Genomic DNA, 18,161 nt, shown 5'->3' with positions numbered 1-18,161 from the left:
GCAATCATTGCATCTGATCCCGACAATCTACGTCGTGGTCTGCAACCATTGGACTGGCCAAATCAAAATTGCAGGCAATATGCCATCTTTACTCTCTGACGGCGATAGAGACGACACATTCTGACTACCATCTACACCAAGCTGACGGCTCTACAGCAAGAGGAGATCAGTATGGCCGCCCGTCTAAACCCTTTCGCAAACGGCAGCTACCGTGCGGTAGATACTTGCGCGCTGTCGATCAAGTGGAGTTTCCAGCTCTTGCTAGAGCTGGGTGGACATCGCACTTTCATCGGCCGACACGGTTTCAATGACGATGACCTGGCCCATGAACTGGGCCTCGCCCAATGGGTAGACGATGACCGTTACAACCCATCCCTAGCCCTGTCGACGCTACGAAAATGTGCCCGCAGCTTTCCGGAAGATCACCCAAGCACCCCGTACCCGGACAATCTTGCAGGCAACCTCGAAGCGTTGGGCGACTTGCTGGCGTTGCCCGACGCCGAGCTACAGGTGCTGGGCTTCTGCGTGCTGATGCACAGCGATCCGACGCTTAATGACGCTACCGACCAATTGGGCATGCTGGGATTCAACCGGGCATTGAAAGTGCTGTCCGTATTGCTGGCCCTGCCCCTATCACAGGTCGAGTCGTGCCTTGCGCATGACAGCACACTGATGCGCACTGGGCTGCTGGATATCAGCTCCAGCAACCGTGCGGCGATGGCGCTCAGTTCGATGCTATCGATCAGCAATCCGGACCTGCCAGGCTTGCTGCGTTTCAGCAAAGGGACGCCACTGGAGCTGTTTGCTTATGCATTCCGCGCCAGTCCGCCCGGCACCTTGAGCTGGGAGCACTACAGCCATATCAGGCAGCCACTGGTAATCGCCGAACGCTACCTGAGCAAATCCCTTGCCCAAGCGCGAGCCGGCGTGAACATACTGCTGTACGGCCCTCCCGGCACTGGCAAGACGCAACTGGCGCGCCTAATCGCCAGCCGGCTGGACAGCGCACTCTATGAAGTCGCTTGCACCAACAGCGACGGTGACCCCGTCTCGGCCAAGCAACGCCTGTGCTCCTTGCGCGCAGCCAACAGCGTGCTGCATTCCCAACGAGCCGTGCTGGTGCTCGACGAGATCGAAGACATCTTCCAGGTAGCGGAGGCAGCTGTCAGTAACCGCTCGCAAAAAGGTTGGATCAACCGCATGCTCGAAGAAAACGCTCTGCCGTGCTTCTGGCTGAGTAATAGCATCGAAGCGATCGATGCTGCCCACATACGGCGCTTCGATCTGGTAATTGAAGTGCCCAACCCACCCTTAGCGCAACGCAAGCAGATGCTGCGTGAATGTGGCGGTGGCAAGGTTAGCGACGCTTTGGTGGAGCAACTGTGCGCCCATGAGCAGATCACCCCGGCTGTACTAGAGCGCGCCGTGCGCGTTGGGCTTAGCGTGGCCCCGCGCGCCAGCAAGGTACTGGACAGTACTATTCGCTGCATCGTCGACGGCACGTTGAGGGCGCAGGGATTCGAAAAGCTGCAATGTACCGACCAGGGGCTGCCTACGTTCTACTCGCCAAAGTGGGTGAATGCCGACCAACCGCTAGACGGTTTGGTAGACGGCCTACGCGCCCATCCTCAGGCACGCCTATGCTTCTACGGCCCGCCCGGAACCGGCAAGACCGCGTTCGGCCAGTGGCTGGCGCAAGCGTTGGACAAGCCGCTGATGGTCAAGCGAGTATCCGACCTGGTGTCGCCCTACGTGGGCATGACCGAGCAGAATCTGGCGAGCACCTTCGAACGCGCCCGACAGGAAGATGCCGTCCTGCTACTAGACGAGGTTGACAGCTTTTTGCAGGACAGGCGCAAGGCTCGGCAAAGCTGGGAGGTCACCGCCGTCAATGAAATGCTCACGCAGATGGAAAGCTACCAGGGGCTGTTCATCGCCTCCACCAACCTGATCCGCGACCTGGACGAGGCGTCTCTGCGGCGCTTCGACCTAAAGGTGCATTTCGGCTACCTCAATACAGCCCAGGCCCAGGCCCTATTCGCCGCGCACCTCAAAGCGCTGTCGCTTAAGGACCCGCAACAAAGCGCAACTGGACGATTGCGCAACGAAGCATTCCTAACCCCTGGTGATTTTGCAGCGGTGGCACGACGTGCGCGTTTCAAACCGTTCGCCAATGCCGACGAACTGGCCGCCGCGCTGCTGGCCGAATGCCGCTTGAAGGCCACCGGCCAGCAACGCTCTATTGGCTTCCAGCAGTGGACGCACTAAAGGTCGTCCTCTCGACGCCGATAGGCAGATAACCTGTCATACTGCTAGCCAGTGGCCAGCCTTTACACAACAAGGATGCGTTTTGTGCCCTCTACCAAGACCCACAACGCCTTGAGCCGTCAATGGGAGCTGCTACAGCAACTTCCCAAACGCTCTCCCGGCATCACCGTGACTGAATTGCATACCCGCCTGACGGCTGCTGGCTACTCAATCAGCCGCCGCAGCGTCGAACGCGACCTGCATGACCTTTCTCTGGTGTTCCCGTTACAATGCAACGATGCAGGCACACCATTCGGTTGGTTCTGGAAGCCAGGTGTGAGTGTCGAGTTGCAGGGCATTACTCTGACTGAAGCGGTGAGCCTCACTCTGGTGGAGGATGCTGTTCGCCCGTTGCTACCGGGGAGTATGTTAAGCACGCTAGAACCACGCTTCGAGCACGCTCGGCAAAAGCTCAGAGGCCTCGGAGGCGATAACCCTGCCGCTCGCTGGCCCAACAAAGTGGCAAGTGTTCGACCTGACTTCAATCTCCGCGCCCCGCAGATCCAGCCAGAAACCCTAGAGGCCCTGCAGCACGCATTGATTAGCGAACAGCAGGTTCGGTGTCAGTACTACTCTGCGCACAGCGACAAGCAGAGCGAGTTGACCCTCAATCCGTTGGCCATCGTACAGCGCGGACTGGTCACCTACCTGATTGCAACCGCAGCCCCCTACACCGATGTCCGGCAATTCGCGGTACACCGCTTCCGCTCAGTGAAGGTGCTCGACTCGACCTGCCAAGGGCTGGAGTCCTTCGAGTTGCAAACCTACCTCGCCACCGACGCCTTGCACTTCGGCAAGCCGGAAAAAATCTGCCTCAAGGCCTGGGTGAGTGAGCAGCAAGCTCGTTTGATTCGGGAGACGCCTTTGAGCACAGATATGGTGCTTGAGCCGTTGGCTCAAGGCTTCCAGCTTCAAGCGACTGTAACTAATACCTGGCAACTGCACTGGTGGATTCTCTCACTAGGAGATTCATTCGTGGTACATGAGCCTGCAACACTTCGCCAACAAGTGTGCGACTCATTACGCCGCGCTGTCGCAGCGTATGAGCATGAGGATTGCTCACTGTAAGCAGTCGGCATAACTCGTCACGTGTTCAACCCAGCTCGAATGAAGTAACAACATCATGCTAAATTCTTCCATGCTGAATAGTATTGCCACCCAGCTACACAACCTGGCCGCGGGCGTTCAAGAGGCAACTATCGATGAGTCCTACCAGGTAAGCATTCCCTTTAGTGCAATCCACAATGGCAATCGCGCTACGTTGCTGGAGAAACTGAAATCCTTGTCCGCCCCCAAAGGGCGTTACATATATCAATTCACCGTCGAGCAAACTTTATCTGAAACTCTGCATCAAGCATTTAAGGCGGCAAAGTCAGCCGGGAGAAATGATCGGGCCTACTGCCGAGTAAATGCTGCCTCTGCATTGCTGTATGTTGGAAGCTCCACAGACCTGCACTCACGAATCAAGCAGCACTTGGGATTCGGCAACAAAGGCACCTATGCCATGCAGCTCTGCCACTGGTTGCCAGAACTAGAAGGAGCGTTGAACATTCAAGCATGGCGGTTCGCTCAGAATGTCGACAATAGCGTCATCCAAGCCATTGAGGATGGTTTATGGGCACTGAATAGGCCTATGTTCGGCAGGCAAGGTGCTCGCTAAGCTATCGGTCGGCTAGGAAACCTTTGCTCTTCGCTCATCTGGTCAAGTAAGCGCGGTAGAATTTCTGCCGCTCTACCGACCAGCCTAAACGCCTTCTCCTCTTCAAACGCCTCGGAGTCGAGATTGATATGCACAATCAAAGCACCGTGCTCTCTAGCGATTCTGGGAATTTCTGCCGCAGGTTGAACCAAGCCCGAAGTCCCGATTGAAAGCAGCAGATCACAATCTTTAGCAGCTGCTAGCGCTTTGCGCCAAGGCTGCTCCGGTAGTGACTCCCCAAACCAGACCACCCCAGGTCGGATTTTACCGTTGCAATGCTGACAGCGTGGTGGCTCGATCCTGCACATATTCTTAATTTCATGCTCAGCCTCTATATTCCATTTATAGGGGCGCGCACACGCAAAGCAACGTGGCGTGTTCAAGCTACCATGCAAATGAATGACCTCATGACAACCCGCCCGCTCATGTAAATCGTCAACATTCTGGGTAATTAGCGTCAGCTTGGGCAATTGATCAGAAAGTTTAGTTATAGCCAAATGGGCAGGATTAGGGATAGCGGCAAGTACCATCGCTCGTCGCCATTCGTACCACCCCCATACCAACGCAGGATCCATGCGAAAGGCATTGGCAGCCGCCAAAGCAGCGGGGTCAAATGATTCCCATAGACCGCTTAAGGCATCGCGAAATGTTGGTATGCCACTCTCTGCCGAGACACCCGCGCCTGTGAACACCACCACATGATGCGCGCGACGTAAACGCGCCCCAAGAAACTCAATCATAAGTCGCCCTTATCTCCACAACCTCGCGTACCACTCGGCCAGTATGCGGTCGATCGCGCTAGTTGCTTGCAAGCTCAACGCATCATGCCCACATCGCTCACACCAGTCTGCTGGGCTTAGGGCATCGCTCAGTGGCGCAACCGTCTTCTTCCAGCCACATTCGCAGCATACTAATGTAGAAGGTCTTAGTCTTACAGGCATAATCGGCCCTCTCAATTACGCTTGAAGTGAAATAGAATTTATAACTTTTAAACTACAGGAAGCAAAGCCCTCAAGATCTCCACCTGGCGCTGTAGTTGCTCTACGTGCGCTTGCTCCGCTCGCAGGGCTGATCTGAGCTCGCGGTTCTCCTCAATGTGGAAATAGGTACTCTGCCGCTGCTCCTGAATGTTAACCTGCCAGTGGTTAATCAAACTCGAGAGTTTAGTATACTGCAAATACTGAAATAACAGCAAAATCAAGATCAGACTTAGCAGCGCATACATGCTCCAAGCTCCAATGATCATGCCTTTAACCCCTAAACAATGCAGATTCGACTGCCTTTCGGTACCAGTAAGCAGCCTGTTCAAAATTCGGCGCCTGGCCCTTTGCACCAGTCTCGTACAGCCGCCCCAGCGCTTTGCCCGCCCAACTGATACCACGATCATATGCGTGTTCGTAATAGCAGGCCGCAAGGTCGTGATTAATAGCTATTCCTCGACCGTGCCAGGCTTGCTCAGCAAGATTGAACGCCGCCTCACCTGAACCCAACACATACGCAAGTCTAAGCAAACGTCGGGCAAGAACGTAATCGACAGACAGTCGACTACCATTCATCCAAAGCCACCCCAGATCATTGATCGCATCTGGATCAGAGGCTAGCGCATCATCACGCAGAGATTCATAGAGACAGCCCAGCAATGAGGGATCTTGGAAATTAGTCAGTGGACTGGCCACAACACCTATCATTTTATGGACCCCATCGATTCTCAGTCTTGGCCCCCTTAAAGAAGGCATCCCGATAATATCGACAACGCATGGAAATCGCCTCTCAACAAAGCGCACGCACTCTGCACGGGGCAGCAGCGCATCCAAAAATTTAAAGACCTTATCATCTGGGCTCATTCGGACAGCCTTCTATTTGATCGCTCGACAAGCCCATTCTCGAGACTCAAACGACATCTTGTGTCGTAATTGAACAACGACACATTCCGTCGTAAGCGATCCTCATTGTGAGGGCTCACCTTCAACCAGAGCAGAATCAATGAAAACGTACCGAGCCTTTATGCAACGTGTAGTTGCCACCGCCGGCCCGCAGGCCAATTTCACCATTACAGTTCAGGCAGTAACCTCTACCATGGCAAAGGTCACTGCCGAAGCCCAATACCCAGGTTACAAATGCCTAAATGCTCCTACTCAGGTGCGGTAAACGCTCCTCAGCCCGTCCTGCAACTGCAGCGCCAACCCGCTAGTACGCTGCACATTGCGGCTCACCGCCCCCTCGAACACCCCTGGGCTGGCCTCTATCAAGCTGAACCATTGCTTGGCCCGGGTGATGGCGGTGTACAGCAGCTCCTTAGTCAAGACCGGGTTCAGCGCATCGGGCAATACCAAGGCCGTGTGGTTGAACTCCGAACCCTGGGACTTGTGCACCGTCATGGCAAACACTGTCTCGACCTCCACCAGCCGGCTTGGCATCACGAAGCGGACTCCACCGTTGCCATCATTGCGCGGGAAGGCTACGCGCAACGCCCGCTCAGCGTTGGGACCTGGCACCCAGAGGGCGATGCCAATGTCACCGTTCATCAAGTTCAGGCTGTAGTCGTTGCGGGTGACCAGCACCGGTCGCCCCTCGTACCACCCCTGCTCGCCTGCCAGCAGTTCGCAGCGGTGCAGTTCTGCGGCAACCCGCTGGTTCAGCCCCTCAACCCCCCAAGGCCCACGGCGCAGCGCACAGAGCAGGCGGAACTCATCGAACGCGGACAATACGCTGCCAGCCCAGCTGGCCCACAGGCCACTGTCCCAGAGCGTATCACTTGCAGGGCGCAGGTCCCGTAGCTTCTCAAGGTAATGACGGTAACCCGGGGCATCGCCTTTGCCATTGATGATCACGTCAGTGAGCGCGGCATCATGCTCGCCACGCAGCTTGAGGTTGCACAACTGCGCGGAGGGCTGTTCCAGCAAGTTGCGGGCTTGAGCGACATCTTTTTCATTGACCAACTTCGCCAGGCGCCCGATCCCTTGCTGGGGATCGAAGCGCCGCGAGTAACGCAGCATGACGGTCTGCTGCGCCAGTGGGTCGCCCAGGCCGGCTGCCAGTTGCAAACCAGGCGCATTGAGCGCCTCGCCACTGTGGGTGTTCAGCCAGGCCGTCGTCTGCTCGCTGTAGCCGCCCTTTTCAGCCTCACGGCACAAGTCGCCCAACACCGAACCGGCATCCACCGACGCCAGCTGGTCCTTGTCACCCAACAGGATCAAGCGCGCCTGACGGGGCAAGGCATCCAGCAGACAGGCCATCATTTCCAGGTCGATCATCGACGCCTCGTCGACCACCAGCACATCCAATTCCAACGGCTTGTCACGCTGGTGAATGAAGTTACGCGAATCCGGTCGACTGCCGAGCAAGCGGTGCAAGGTTGAAACATCTGTCGGTATCGCCTCGCGCACCTTGGCGCTGACAGGCAATACACTTACAGCCTTGCCGATGGACTCGGACAAGCGCGCAGCCGCCTTGCCGGTGGGGGCGGCGAGGCGGATGCGCAGTGGTTTTCCTTCTTCCACCGCAGGGGCTTGCAGCAACCCCAGCAGGCGCACCACCGAGGTGGTCTTGCCCGTACCAGGACCACCAGTGATGACACTGAAATTGCCTCGCGCAGCCAGTGCGCACGCAATCTTTTGCCAGTCGCTGCAGCGTTCGCCGTTGATCTCAAAAGCATCTGGGAACAAGGCATCGAGCCGGCTGGCGAGTTTTTCCGGCGTAGCCGTGGCAATACTCAAGCGTGCGCTCAGGGCTTGGGCGATGCTGCGCTCGTAGTTCCAGTAACGACGCAAGTACAGGCGCTGTCCTGCCAATACCAACGGGCGCTCAGGGCTGAGCTGCTGCCCGTCCCGGTCCTCGACCAACGGGCTCGCGGCCAGCGCCCAGCGCCATTGTTCAACACGCAGGCCGAGCAACCATTGCGACGGTAGCTGGTTGCCCTCCTCTCCCTCAGGTGGCAACGACAACACAAAGTCTGGGGCATTCAGCGTTGCCGCCAGGTCCAGGCAGGAATGCCCGCGACCGAGTTGGTGGCTGGTCATCGCGGCGGCCAACAACACACAGGCCTGGGCCTGAGGATCTTGCTCAAGGATGAAGGTCACGAACGAGCGGTCCAACGCACGCAACCAGCCGCGGCCCACCCAGTTGTCCAGTTGCTGCAGCAGCGCAGTGTTGCTAGCCTCACCAATGAATACCGGTGCATGATCGACCGTGCGTTGACTGTTGCTGAGTTGCTTAAGGGTTTGGCTCATGCGCTGACCTCCGTGTGCTGCCCCATGAAAAGTTGGTCCAGCTGTTCTATCAGTTGCCGTGGCGGCCGCTCGAAGTGCACGCCATGGGTGAGCGCCTGATGCCCACGGATGAACAGGTACAACGCCCCGCCCATATGCTGCTCGTAGTCATAGCCTGGAAGACGCAGCTTAAGCTGACGATGCAAGGCCAGCAGGTACAGGCACAACTGCAGGTCGTAACGCTTGTCCAGCATCGTCGCGGCCATCGCCTCAGCGGCATAGGCATGGTCGTTGCTGCCCAGCCAGTTGGATTTGTAGTCCGCCACGTAGAAGCGGCCTTGGTGTTCGAACGTCAGGTCGATGAAGCCCTTAAACATGCCGTTCAACTCATTGGGGGCCAGCACAGGGCGCGGTGCACCAGCCAAGGTGTACCGGCGCACCAGCGCATCGAGGCGCTGGACGTTCACGTAGTGGCTGGAGAACCAGAACTCCATCTCGACCTGGTAGGTGCTCAGGGCCGAGAGTGTGCTCTGGGTACCGTTGAAGCGCAGCGGCGCATTCAGATAGCTGCCCAGCCAGGCGGACAATGGTTCGATCCAGTTCTCCCAGTCGCGCAGGTTGCAGCGCCGGGCCACGGTGTTGTGCAAAGCTTCGAGATCACCAGCAGCCTTGGCGAAGCCTTCCCGGCCGGCCCATTCGAACAACCCGTGCAAGAAGGTGCCCGGACCCGCCCCCCGAGGGAAACCGTGAATCCCGACCCCCACAGGCAAGCTTTCAGCGTCGCCCTCCTCCTGCAGATTGGCTTCGAGCGCGGTCGCCGGCTCAAGGCTGATAGCCGAGTCAGCTCCCATCAGCACATGACCGTCCGCAATGGCCAAGGCGGAGTAGCTGGCAATCCACCAGTTTGCCGCAAGCGTATGCACGGGACGCAAGGCCGGCCCGACACTGGGCAGAGCAGGCGCCACGTGGACACTGTCGGTTGCGGCGGGTGCGCTGCACACGGCAATGTCGTTGCAGCCGTATGCCAACGCCTCGACTACGCCAGCCAATTGGTCTGGTGCTATTGCGCCCTCGCCCGCCAGCAGGTAACCCAAACCCGCCTTGTTCAAGTCTGTCGACCTTCCTCCAGCCCTGGAGCCCTGAGGGGCAACGCAAATCCAGGTGGCATAACGGGCGCGGGTCAGGGCGACGTAGAGCAGGCGCATTTCCTCACCCATACGCTCATCGTTGGCAAACCCTTGTGCCGGCTTTGCCGAGTCCCCCTTGGCCAGCTCAATTACCAGGCCATCGTCGTCATGGAACATGGGCGGTGCCGTGCTGCGGCCATCGATCGCTCTGGCGCTACAGGCAAATGGCAACATCACCAACGGGTATTCCAGCCCCTTGGACTTGTGCACGGTAATAACCTTGATCAGGTCCGAATCGCTTTCCAGGCGCAGAATCTCTTCTTCACTCTGGCCATCTACCTGCTCGGCCAAGTGGCGGATCAGCGCATGCTCGCCATCGAGCTCGGCGGCGCTGCGCTGCAGCCACTCGGCCAAATGCAGCAGGTTGGTCAGGCGGCGCTCCCCTTGGTCTTCCAGCAGCAAGCGGGCCGGGACCTTGAAGGTGGCAAACAGCTTGCGCAGCATGGGCAGCACGCCTTGTTGCTGCCACAACGCACGAAAATCCCTGAATCGCAGGACTTGCTGCTCCCAGAACAATTCATCCTGGTTCAATAGCTCCAGCGTCTGCCATGGCAGGCCAACGCTGCGAGTCGCCAGCGCTGCGCGCAGCAAGCGGTCACTGGTGGGTTGCGCGCAGGCCCGCAGGATGTACAGCAGGTCCTGGGCCTCTTCGCTGGCAAACACCGAGTCCCTATCGGACAGGTAGACACTGGCCAGCTGCCGGTGCGCAAGCGCTTTACGAATGGCTTCGGCCTCCTTGCGATTGCGCACCAGAATGGCGATATCGGCAGGCCGCAAGGCGATGATTTCGCCATTGGCCGCCCGCAAGCCCGAACGTTCAGGGGCGGCGGGGTCGAGCCAGGCCTGAATCGCCGATGCCGATGCTTCGGCGGCCTCGCGCAGGTATGTGGCGTTATTGATCACGCCATCGGTTTGCAGTTGCCAGAAGGTCAAGGCAGGTTGGTCTTTACCCGCGATCTGCAGCACATCGTCGCGGCCATTGGCATTAACGCTGGTGAACGGCACTGGGTTGCCTTGGCCCTCTTCGGCGAACCGAAACGCACCGCGGGGGTGGCCTTCGGCGTAGCTGAAGCAGTGGTTGACCGCCTCTACCATGGCCTGGGTCGAACGGTAATTGGTACCCAGCGTGTAATGCCGGCCAACCGTGGCCTCACGCGCCTGCAGGTAGGTGTAGATATCTGCGCCACGGAAGGAATAGATCGCCTGTTTCGGGTCGCCGATCATGAACAGGCCACTGTCATCCAGGTTGTCGGGAATGCGGTAGATAGTATCGAAGATCCGGTACTGAACCGGGTCGGTGTCCTGGAATTCATCGATCAAAGCGACCGGGTACTGCTGGCGAATGGTCTCGGACAGCCGAGGGCCGGACGGCCCTTGCAAGGACTGGTCAAGGCGATTGAGCAGGTCGTCGAAACCAATTTCGGCACGGCGGCGTTTCTCTTCATCAAAACGCTCGCGCACTTCATGCAAGGCATGAAGCAGCAGTTGAGCGCGGATGTCGATTTTGGCATCTCGTTGTGCGATCCAGAGATCGATCGCCTTGAAAGCCGCATGCTCGGGCACTACGGCTTTGCCCTTCAGTTTGATACCAGACACCCCGAAAGCATGCACGTTGTGCGGTGCAGACTGCCCCCTGGCCCACTGCGCCAACGTGTTCAGAAGGCCGTTGAAGACGTCATCCCGATCGATTTTCTTGTAAGTCGTACCGCTCATGTGAGGGCGAATGCTGCGCAGCAGATCCTCAAGCTCGCCCTGATGCTCAAGCCAGAGCTTACGCGCGTTGTGCTCCAGTTCGGCGACCGTTTGGTACCACTCGCCTGGCTCCTTGAGCAATGCCTGCAACGAGCCGGGGGCTTCAAGTGGCGTTGCTTCGTATTGATAGCTGGCATCTCGGCGAGCCATCAGCACACCCAGGGCATTGCCCAAGTCTTGAGGGCTGCTGAAGCAATCACTGATCGCACGCGCCTGCTCGACAGGCAACTCATAGAAATGCCGACGCCAGTAGTCCCTGACCACCTCGGCCAGCAGTTCGCTCTGATCGGTTTCCAGTGTCTGGGTAAACAAGCTTCCACTATCGAAGGCATGTTCACGCAACATCCGATAGCACCAGCCATGGATGGTCGAGACCGCCGCTTCGTCCATCCACTCGCTCGCCAGTTGCAACCGGCGGGCGCACGCGGGCCACTGCTCAGTTGGGTATTCGGCACGCAGTTGCTGCAGAAGCTTGTCATGTTGTAGATCAGGCTCCAGAAAGCACTGCGCGGCTTCGGTCAGGCGGGCGCGAATACGGTCGCGCAGCTCCTGGGTAGCTGCGTCGGTGAACGTCACCACCAGGATCTGAGGCGGTGTCAGTGGGCCCTTGAACGCGGCTTCGCCGCCATGGCCAAGCACAAGGCGCACATAGAGCAAGGCGATGGTGAAGGTTTTGCCGGTGCCGGCACTCGCCTCGATCAAACGGCTGCCATGCAGGGGAAAGTCGAGGGGGTTGAGATTTACCGTTGTCATTGGTCGCTCCCTGCGCAGCTCGAAGTCAGGTGATTGAACAGGCCGCCATACAAACGTGTGGCCCAGAGGGGGAACTGGCCGCTAGCGCACAGTTGGTCGAAATCGACGTACGCGCGGCGCAAGGCAAACGAACTCTCAGCCTCTCCTGTGTGCTTGAAGCCACCTTCAAACGCCTCACGTGCTTTGTCGCGGGCTGTATCGCTGCCGTCCCCGCCGGCTGCAAGCCAGGCAAAGGCGCTTTTGCAAGCCACTGGCAGCGGTTCTCGCATGCCCGCCACCCAGGCGTCGAGCAGCGCGTGCAACTGTGCCTGAGCCTGTTGCACGGGCACGGGCCGGAACACCACATCCCCGTTCAAGCTGACCAGAATCGTCGTGCAGCCTTGCCCGCTCAACTGCAACGCCAGGTGCCGCAGCCAAGGGCGCACCAGGTTGTGCCAGCGCCAGCTGTCGTCGGTGCACAACTTCTTGCTGTCCAGTTGCAGATAGGCGCGCTCACCTAGGGCGTTGCGGCGAATACCGCCCAGCCAGTCACTCAACCCCGGGGTCGTCTCATCGGCGGCGATCATTGTGGCAGTCTGGCCTTCCTCGATTTCAGGCCACGCCTGCAATTGCGCGTGGTAGCGCGCCAGCATGTCCGGCATCGGTTCCACCAGGGCCGATGCGCTCAAACGGCCGAAACCGCCCAACGGCAACTTGCCTTCGCGCTGCAAACGCTGTACGTGCAGATCAAGCTCGGTCATCGTCTGCTCTGGGCAGTAATCTTCTTCGACCCAACGCTTGAGCGCTTGGCTCAGCCGATCCTGGTGCAGCCAGTTTTCAAGGCCATCGAGCTGGAAGGTTTCGTCATCGCGGCTGGTCAACTCGTCATTGTCAAAATTGACCTTGAGCCGCTGCTGGAAGAAGGCACCGACGGGATCACGCACAAACCCGGCCAGTTGCCGCAGGGTCAATGGCGTGTCTTGCGCGAGCGTTGGCAACAGCTCGACCGCCTGCTGTCCGTCTTGCGCGTCATGCACCTCACGCCACTCGTGGGAGTACGTGAACAAGCCATCAGGACCAGGCTGGTCGGCAAAATAGGCAGCGCTGAACGGTTGCAGCGGATGCTCCTGGGTCAGCGCATGCAGCAGTGAATCGGGCGTGGCCGAGCGCCAGCCGCTGGCCAGATGATCACGCAATTGGCCAATCAACACCGAAGGCACGCGCTCGCTGTTATCGCGGATGTTGCGACCTACCCAGCTCACGTACAGTTGCTCCCGGGCAGACAACAGCGCTTCGAGCAACAGGTAGCGGTCATCTTCACGCCGCGACCGATCACCGGGGCGATAGTCGTTGCGCATCAGGTCAAAATCGACGGGCGATTGCTGGCGCGGGTAATCACCATCGCTCATGCCCAGCAGGCACACCACCTTGAACGGGATCGCCCGCATCGGCATCAAGGTGCAGAAATTCACTGTACCGGCGAGGAAGCGCTGCGACAGGCCGCCCTCTTCAATGCCAGATAGCCAGGCTTCATGTATCACGCTCAACGGCAGCGCCTGCACAAACTGCGCAGCCTCGCACGTACGCAACCAGTCATCGAGCAGTTGGAGCAATTGGTTGACCAGCAGTTCCTCGGCATCGCCCACCGGGCGGAAGAACACCTTCAACAGCGATTGCAGGCGCTCGACCCAGAGCACCGGTGTGGCTGGCTGCTGCAGATCTTGGCGAGCAATTTCCAGGTGGTCGAGTAGGGTCAGCAACGGCCCGGCCAGGGCCGCTTCAAGCCCCGACACCTCATCGTAGGGCTCGATGCCATTCAGCTCCGGCCCGCGACCAGCCGCGTAGCCTAGCAGCATGCGACGCATCCCGAAGCGCCAGGTGTTCTGTTCCAGGCCTGCGGGCATGTCCAGGCTCTCACGCTGCTGCGCATCGAGCCCCCAGCGCACACCGGCACCGTCGATCCAACGCTGCAGGATCGGCACATCCGCTTCCTTGATGGCAAAACGCGCGCGCAGTGCCGGCACGTCCAGCAGGTCAAGAATATCGCTGGCGGCAAACCGGCTATGGGGCAGTTTGAGTAAGTGCTCGAGTGCAATCAGCAAAGGCTGGCGCCCACGTTGGCCCTGGTCGGCCACAGTAAAGGGCAAGTAACGCGGGTCGTGCCGTGGTACCTGGCCGAATACCGCCTCAATATGCGGGGCATATGCGTTGATGTCCGGCACCATCACGATCACATCACGCGGGCTTAGCTGGGGGTCGGCACTGAAACGCGCGAGCAACTGATCATGCAACACTTCCACTTCACGCTGCGCGCTGTGGACCACGTGAAAACGTATCGAGCGATCCTGTGCAGCATCGACAGGTCCCCAGGCTCCACGTGTTTCTGCCAGCGGGCGCAATTCAAGAATGTCGCTCTGCAACTGCCCCAGCAAGCTTGAGGGCGCAGGGTCGGTAAACAGATCGATCCGCCCTCCATTGAGGCCGTCGAACAGGTGCCGGTAGCTGCCGGGCTCATCATAGTGGTCGAGCAGGTTAATATAGTCGCGGCCTTGTTTGCCCCACGCAGCGAGCAAGGGCTGGCCGTGTTCATTCGCCGCCATGGGCGCATTGCGCAAGGGTTGACGGCGATAGCTGTGCGCCAAAAGCTCCTTATCGGCGACGATATCGCCCCAATGATGGCGACACGGGTTGTGGACGCACAGCAATACCTGGCTGTAGCGCGACAGCATGGCCAAGGCTTCGAGCACCTGCGCCGGCATCGACGAAATACCGAACACCACCACCCGCCGTGGCAATCCACTCGGCGCCTGTACGGCCTCACGCAGGTGCGCGACAAAGCGCTTGTGAACCCCCGCGCGACTATGCTCAAGCGCGCCCTCGCCAACATCCGCCAAGACTTCACGCCATAACTGAGCTTGCCAGAGATTGTCCGCATCCAGCTGCTTCACACCGCCCTTGATCGACTTGAGTTGATCCCGTCCGGCCGCCCAGTCCTCCAGCCAATCAGCGCGATAGACCTGATACTGGTCGAACAAATCTGCCAGCCGTTCGCACAGCTGATGGCGCTTGCGCTGATCGTCATCGTTTTCAAGGAACCGCTGCAGGCTGCTGAAATGAGGATTTCCCAGTAACTGAGGCAGCAAGCGCATCAGCCGCCAACTCAAAGCCGCCTTGTCCAGCGGTGAGGATTCCGGGGTCGTCTGCGCCCCCAAAACCGAGCGATATGCCTGCCACAGAAAACGTGACGGCAATTGAACATCCAAAGCCGCCGCAATACCGCACCCACCGTTGTGTGGATCCTCAGCCAATGCCAGCTTCAACCATTGCGCGATGCCGTTGCTGTGTACCAGTACAACCTCATTCTCTAGCGGTGCCAACGGGTAACGCTGCATCCAACCAACAGCCAGCTCACGTAGATCATCCAGGCGATTGCCGTGGATGATCATAAAGCCAGGCTTCAACGAGTCCGTATCCAGCATAACCGCTTCCCTCAGTTCTGAACGTTCGGCTTTTCAGTGGAGCATCAAAAAGCCATCACTGTATGCCAATAAGGGGGCGTGGTCCATGGTCTCCGCCTAACGCAGGAAGCGGTATTTGAGTACTTCGAGATCTTTGTCAAACCGTTAGGCAGGCCGCAGACACAGTAATAAGATTGAGCATTTAAGATTTGATAAAACGGCCTCTCAATGCGCCACCCGACTCAACGAACAGTATTCTAATAACTATCCTCATGCATAAATCGGTAAGTAATGGCCTTTGCAGCAAACACGCCGGATAACCTTACGGGCGTGCTTGAAGCTGTCGAGAGCATGCGTGAGGCCTTCAAGGGAGTGACTGCACTGGGAAAGTCGACTCGAAATTTGTAAAAATCAATTTTATGGATTAGGTGACTGATTATCGTATGGCGAAAGCAGCGAATTTTTAATACGGAGAATGCGTAGGCGCGCGCTCACAAAGTTATTCATAATGACCCAACATGCCATGTACACTTTCGTTTGTGCCTCTAGACGGGCTAGCTGAGGATACTGCTGCCACAGCGCTTTCTCATACTCATCCTCAACGCCACACCTCACCTATCAACTTGTATTGATCGAGCAAGACCAACTGTCCGAATGACTTCGCTAAGACGGATGATTCTCATATCAGGCGTTATCCCTTACCCTAAGAACTGCAAGTGAATTACGACAGAACTTCTGGAAGTCACTATCAACTGAGTACCGCTGTCCCAGCTCACGATCAATCTCTTTCTGGCTCAAGCACTCAGCAAATTTCAGCTCTTGTACAAAGGCCTCATCCAGCAGCACCGCCAAATCACGCGCATCACCCGCAAGAATCTCTCGAATAGCACTTACCAGCGCCTCGCCAGAACAGACGTGCCGAAAACTCAAGCACTCGTTGTCGGCGATGAGCTTATCTGCCTCATTAGCCAGCAGATCCTTCATTGCCGAATTCAGCAACTTGCCTGCGAAGTTCCACCAAATCGCATTACCATCGGCATCAAGGATCAGAGTACTTTTACCTGACTCCATCCAGCCATATTGGTCACGCAGATCGGCAAGCAGTGCCTGAGCTCTGGATGAAAGCCCCTCTGGAACAAGATCTGAAACCAACACATCTGCAATCGCACGACATAGCTCGTATCTCAGCGGCTGCGCATCGCTGACCCATTGCGACTTACCTCGCACCTCCGAAGGCTCGACAAAAGCCTTTTTCCGCGGCCAGTCGATATAGGTCGTCTGCCAGCTGCGCCCGCCAAGAGTAAGCAACGCCGGGCCATTATCACGGACAGCAAAGGTCAGTTGATGAACTTCCCCTAGCTCCTGCTTGCCCCAAAAAACCTTAACCATGGGAGGCGTCGTGAACACCGAGAAGAGCTCCATGAAGTTCTTCTCACCAAATGCCCTCTCTCCGGCCTTGCCAATCCCGATAAGCCCCTCATCAGAGTGCAATATTCCGGCCGCAAGCATGTAGCTGATAACGCCAGCACGGTCATCGGGCGTTACTCCGGCAAAACCCGGCATGCGGCACATCCACTGATCGACGTCGGCGACGATGATTCCTTTTTGCTGAAGCACCAATGCCATCGTTTGCTGGGCATAAATGTGCATTGGCCTCGCGGGCGGCTCGACAGGTTCGACATAGCCTTGCCGCCATAGTTGTAACAACGCCACAGCACGGAGAAATGCATCTTCCTTGGTAGTCAGAAACAGACAGTTTCGAGAGCTGCCCGCGCGCCGGCCGGTTCGACCAATACGCTGCAGGAACGAAGCCACCGTATACGGAGCATCGATCTGGATAACCCGATCAAGGTCGCCCACATCGATACCCAACTCCAACGTCGAAGTAGAAACGATTACGCAGTCATTGCCCTGGGAAAACGCTTCTTCAGCAGCTCTCCGCTCTTCCAAGCTCAAAGAGCTGTGGGAGATGTAGGTGGCAACACCTAGGCAACGTAACTCAACCGCAAGCTCCTCGACCTTGGAACGGCTATCCACAAAAACGAGGCGCTTCTCGCCTTTGTGCAATCTTGAAATCACAATTGCTGCGTTTTTCAGCGACCCGACCCAATCGACCTGGACGTCAGGAATCACATTATTCTCAGCAGGAGGGTTGATCACGCTCCTTCTTGCTGCACAGCTACCTGCCAGCCAGTCGCATAGAGCGTCAGGGTTACCCACGGTTGCAGAGAGCCCCAATCGCTGAATCTCTCGCCCGGCAAGAACGCTAATTCGCTCAAGGACAGACAACAAGTGCCAGCCACGGTCATCACCGGCAAAGGCATGTACCTCATCAATAATCACCGTCCGCACATTGGCAAACAGTTGTTGATGATCAACCTTGCTGGAGACCAGCATTACCTCTAGCGATTCAGGGGTTGTCAGCAGAATGTCTGGTGGCGAGGCCACAATCTTGGCCTTACGCGCAGCGCTGATGTCCCCATGCCACAGAGCAACGCTGCGCCCCAGGAGATGCCCGTAATAACTCAACCGCAGCTCAAGGTTATTGAGCAGCGCCTTGATCGGGCAGATATAGAGAACAGAAAGCCCTTCCCAGCTCTCACTGAGCATGCGTGAAAACACGGGAAAGCTTGCTGCCTCGGTTTTTCCGCCTGCCGTAGGAGCCAGTAAGATCGCGTGCTCGCCATCCAGAACGGGCTGAATAGTGGCCTCTTGCAAAGGCCGCAAACCATTCCAACCTAGAGAGTTGACGATGTGATGCTGCAAGGCTGGATGGAGCTTATCGAACTCACTCATGCAGCAAAGCTCCACTCAGGCG

The 18,161-nt window shown here is 57.8% G+C and carries 9 protein-coding genes; 3 read left to right on the top strand and 6 right to left on the bottom strand.

All coding sequences use genetic code 11. The features are described from left to right. The first annotated feature begins 171 nt into the window (after positions 1-171). From ACTORR_RS25195 to ACTORR_RS25185, 3 genes are all read left to right on the top strand, one after another. Complete coding sequence (locus ACTORR_RS25195) at positions 172-2,268, top strand: AAA family ATPase (protein WP_064590760.1); 2,097 nt, start codon at positions 172-174, stop codon at positions 2,266-2,268. Between the two features lie 84 nt (positions 2,269-2,352). Then, positions 2,353-3,375 (top strand): helix-turn-helix transcriptional regulator, encoded by a 1,023-nt coding sequence (locus ACTORR_RS25190; RefSeq protein WP_064590764.1) that lies wholly within the window; start codon positions 2,353-2,355, stop codon positions 3,373-3,375. Between the two features lie 55 nt (positions 3,376-3,430). After that, positions 3,431-3,967: a GIY-YIG nuclease family protein gene (locus ACTORR_RS25185; RefSeq protein ID WP_281690743.1), complete on the top strand. Its 537-nt coding sequence runs from the start codon at positions 3,431-3,433 to the stop codon at positions 3,965-3,967. On the opposite strand, the gene ACTORR_RS25180 is transcribed toward ACTORR_RS25185, so the two are convergent. The 6 genes from ACTORR_RS25180 to ACTORR_RS25155 all read right to left on the bottom strand — a co-directional run bounded on the left by ACTORR_RS25180 (position 3,964) and on the right by ACTORR_RS25155 (position 18,139). After that, positions 3,964-4,746, bottom strand: coding sequence for an SIR2 family NAD-dependent protein deacylase (locus ACTORR_RS25180; RefSeq protein ID WP_081272915.1), 783 nt, complete (start codon positions 4,744-4,746; stop codon positions 3,964-3,966). The two genes, ACTORR_RS25185 and ACTORR_RS25180, sit on opposite strands and share 4 nt — an antisense overlap. Positions 4,747-5,256: 510 nt before the next feature. Beyond that, complete coding sequence (locus ACTORR_RS25175) at positions 5,257-5,850, bottom strand: tetratricopeptide repeat protein (RefSeq protein WP_064590769.1); 594 nt, start codon at positions 5,848-5,850, stop codon at positions 5,257-5,259. Between the two features lie 291 nt (positions 5,851-6,141). Then, positions 6,142-8,235 (bottom strand): exodeoxyribonuclease V subunit alpha, encoded by a 2,094-nt coding sequence (gene recD / locus ACTORR_RS25170; RefSeq protein WP_064590771.1) that lies wholly within the window; start codon positions 8,233-8,235, stop codon positions 6,142-6,144. Further along, a complete protein-coding gene (gene recB, locus ACTORR_RS25165; RefSeq protein WP_064590773.1) occupies positions 8,232-11,906 on the bottom strand; it encodes an exodeoxyribonuclease V subunit beta in 3,675 nt (1,224 codons plus the stop codon). The genes recD and recB overlap by 4 nt, the downstream gene beginning before the upstream one ends. Beyond that, positions 11,903-15,364: an exodeoxyribonuclease V subunit gamma gene (recC, locus tag ACTORR_RS25160; protein ID WP_064590775.1), complete on the bottom strand. Its 3,462-nt coding sequence runs from the start codon at positions 15,362-15,364 to the stop codon at positions 11,903-11,905. Before recC ends, recB begins: the two co-directional genes overlap by 4 nt. A gap of 663 nt (positions 15,365-16,027) precedes the next feature. Beyond that, the gene (locus ACTORR_RS25155; protein WP_064590777.1) at positions 16,028-18,139 is read right to left on the bottom strand and encodes a DEAD/DEAH box helicase; all 2,112 of its coding nucleotides are present in this window, start codon (positions 18,137-18,139) and stop codon (positions 16,028-16,030) included. Positions 18,140-18,161: the final 22 nt, after the last annotated feature.

Source organism: Pseudomonas sp. SAR267 (genome assembly GCF_052077595.1).
Classification (GTDB): domain Bacteria; phylum Pseudomonadota; class Gammaproteobacteria; order Pseudomonadales; family Pseudomonadaceae; genus Aquipseudomonas; species Aquipseudomonas vlassakiae.
Note: the sequence above shows the minus strand (reverse complement) of the source record. Positions and strands in the feature narration are given on the sequence as shown.

Bases quoted from the DNA above. Each gene is read 5' to 3' on its own strand.
- ACTORR_RS25195 (WP_064590760.1), top strand. From the start codon at position 172: ATGGCCGCCCGTCTAAACCCTTTCGCAAACGGCAGCTACCGTGCGGTA.
- ACTORR_RS25185 (WP_281690743.1), top strand. From the start codon at position 3,431: ATGCTAAATTCTTCCATGCTGAATAGTATTGCCACCCAGCTACACAAC.
- ACTORR_RS25180 (WP_081272915.1), bottom strand. From the start codon at position 4,746: ATGATTGAGTTTCTTGGGGCGCGTTTACGTCGCGCGCATCATGTGGTG.
- ACTORR_RS25175 (WP_064590769.1), bottom strand. From the start codon at position 5,850: ATGAGCCCAGATGATAAGGTCTTTAAATTTTTGGATGCGCTGCTGCCC.
- recD (WP_064590771.1), bottom strand. From the start codon at position 8,235: ATGAGCCAAACCCTTAAGCAACTCAGCAACAGTCAACGCACGGTCGAT.
- recB (WP_064590773.1), bottom strand. From the start codon at position 11,906: ATGACAACGGTAAATCTCAACCCCCTCGACTTTCCCCTGCATGGCAGC.
- recC (WP_064590775.1), bottom strand. From the start codon at position 15,364: ATGCTGGATACGGACTCGTTGAAGCCTGGCTTTATGATCATCCACGGC.
- ACTORR_RS25155 (WP_064590777.1), bottom strand. From the start codon at position 18,139: ATGAGTGAGTTCGATAAGCTCCATCCAGCCTTGCAGCATCACATCGTC.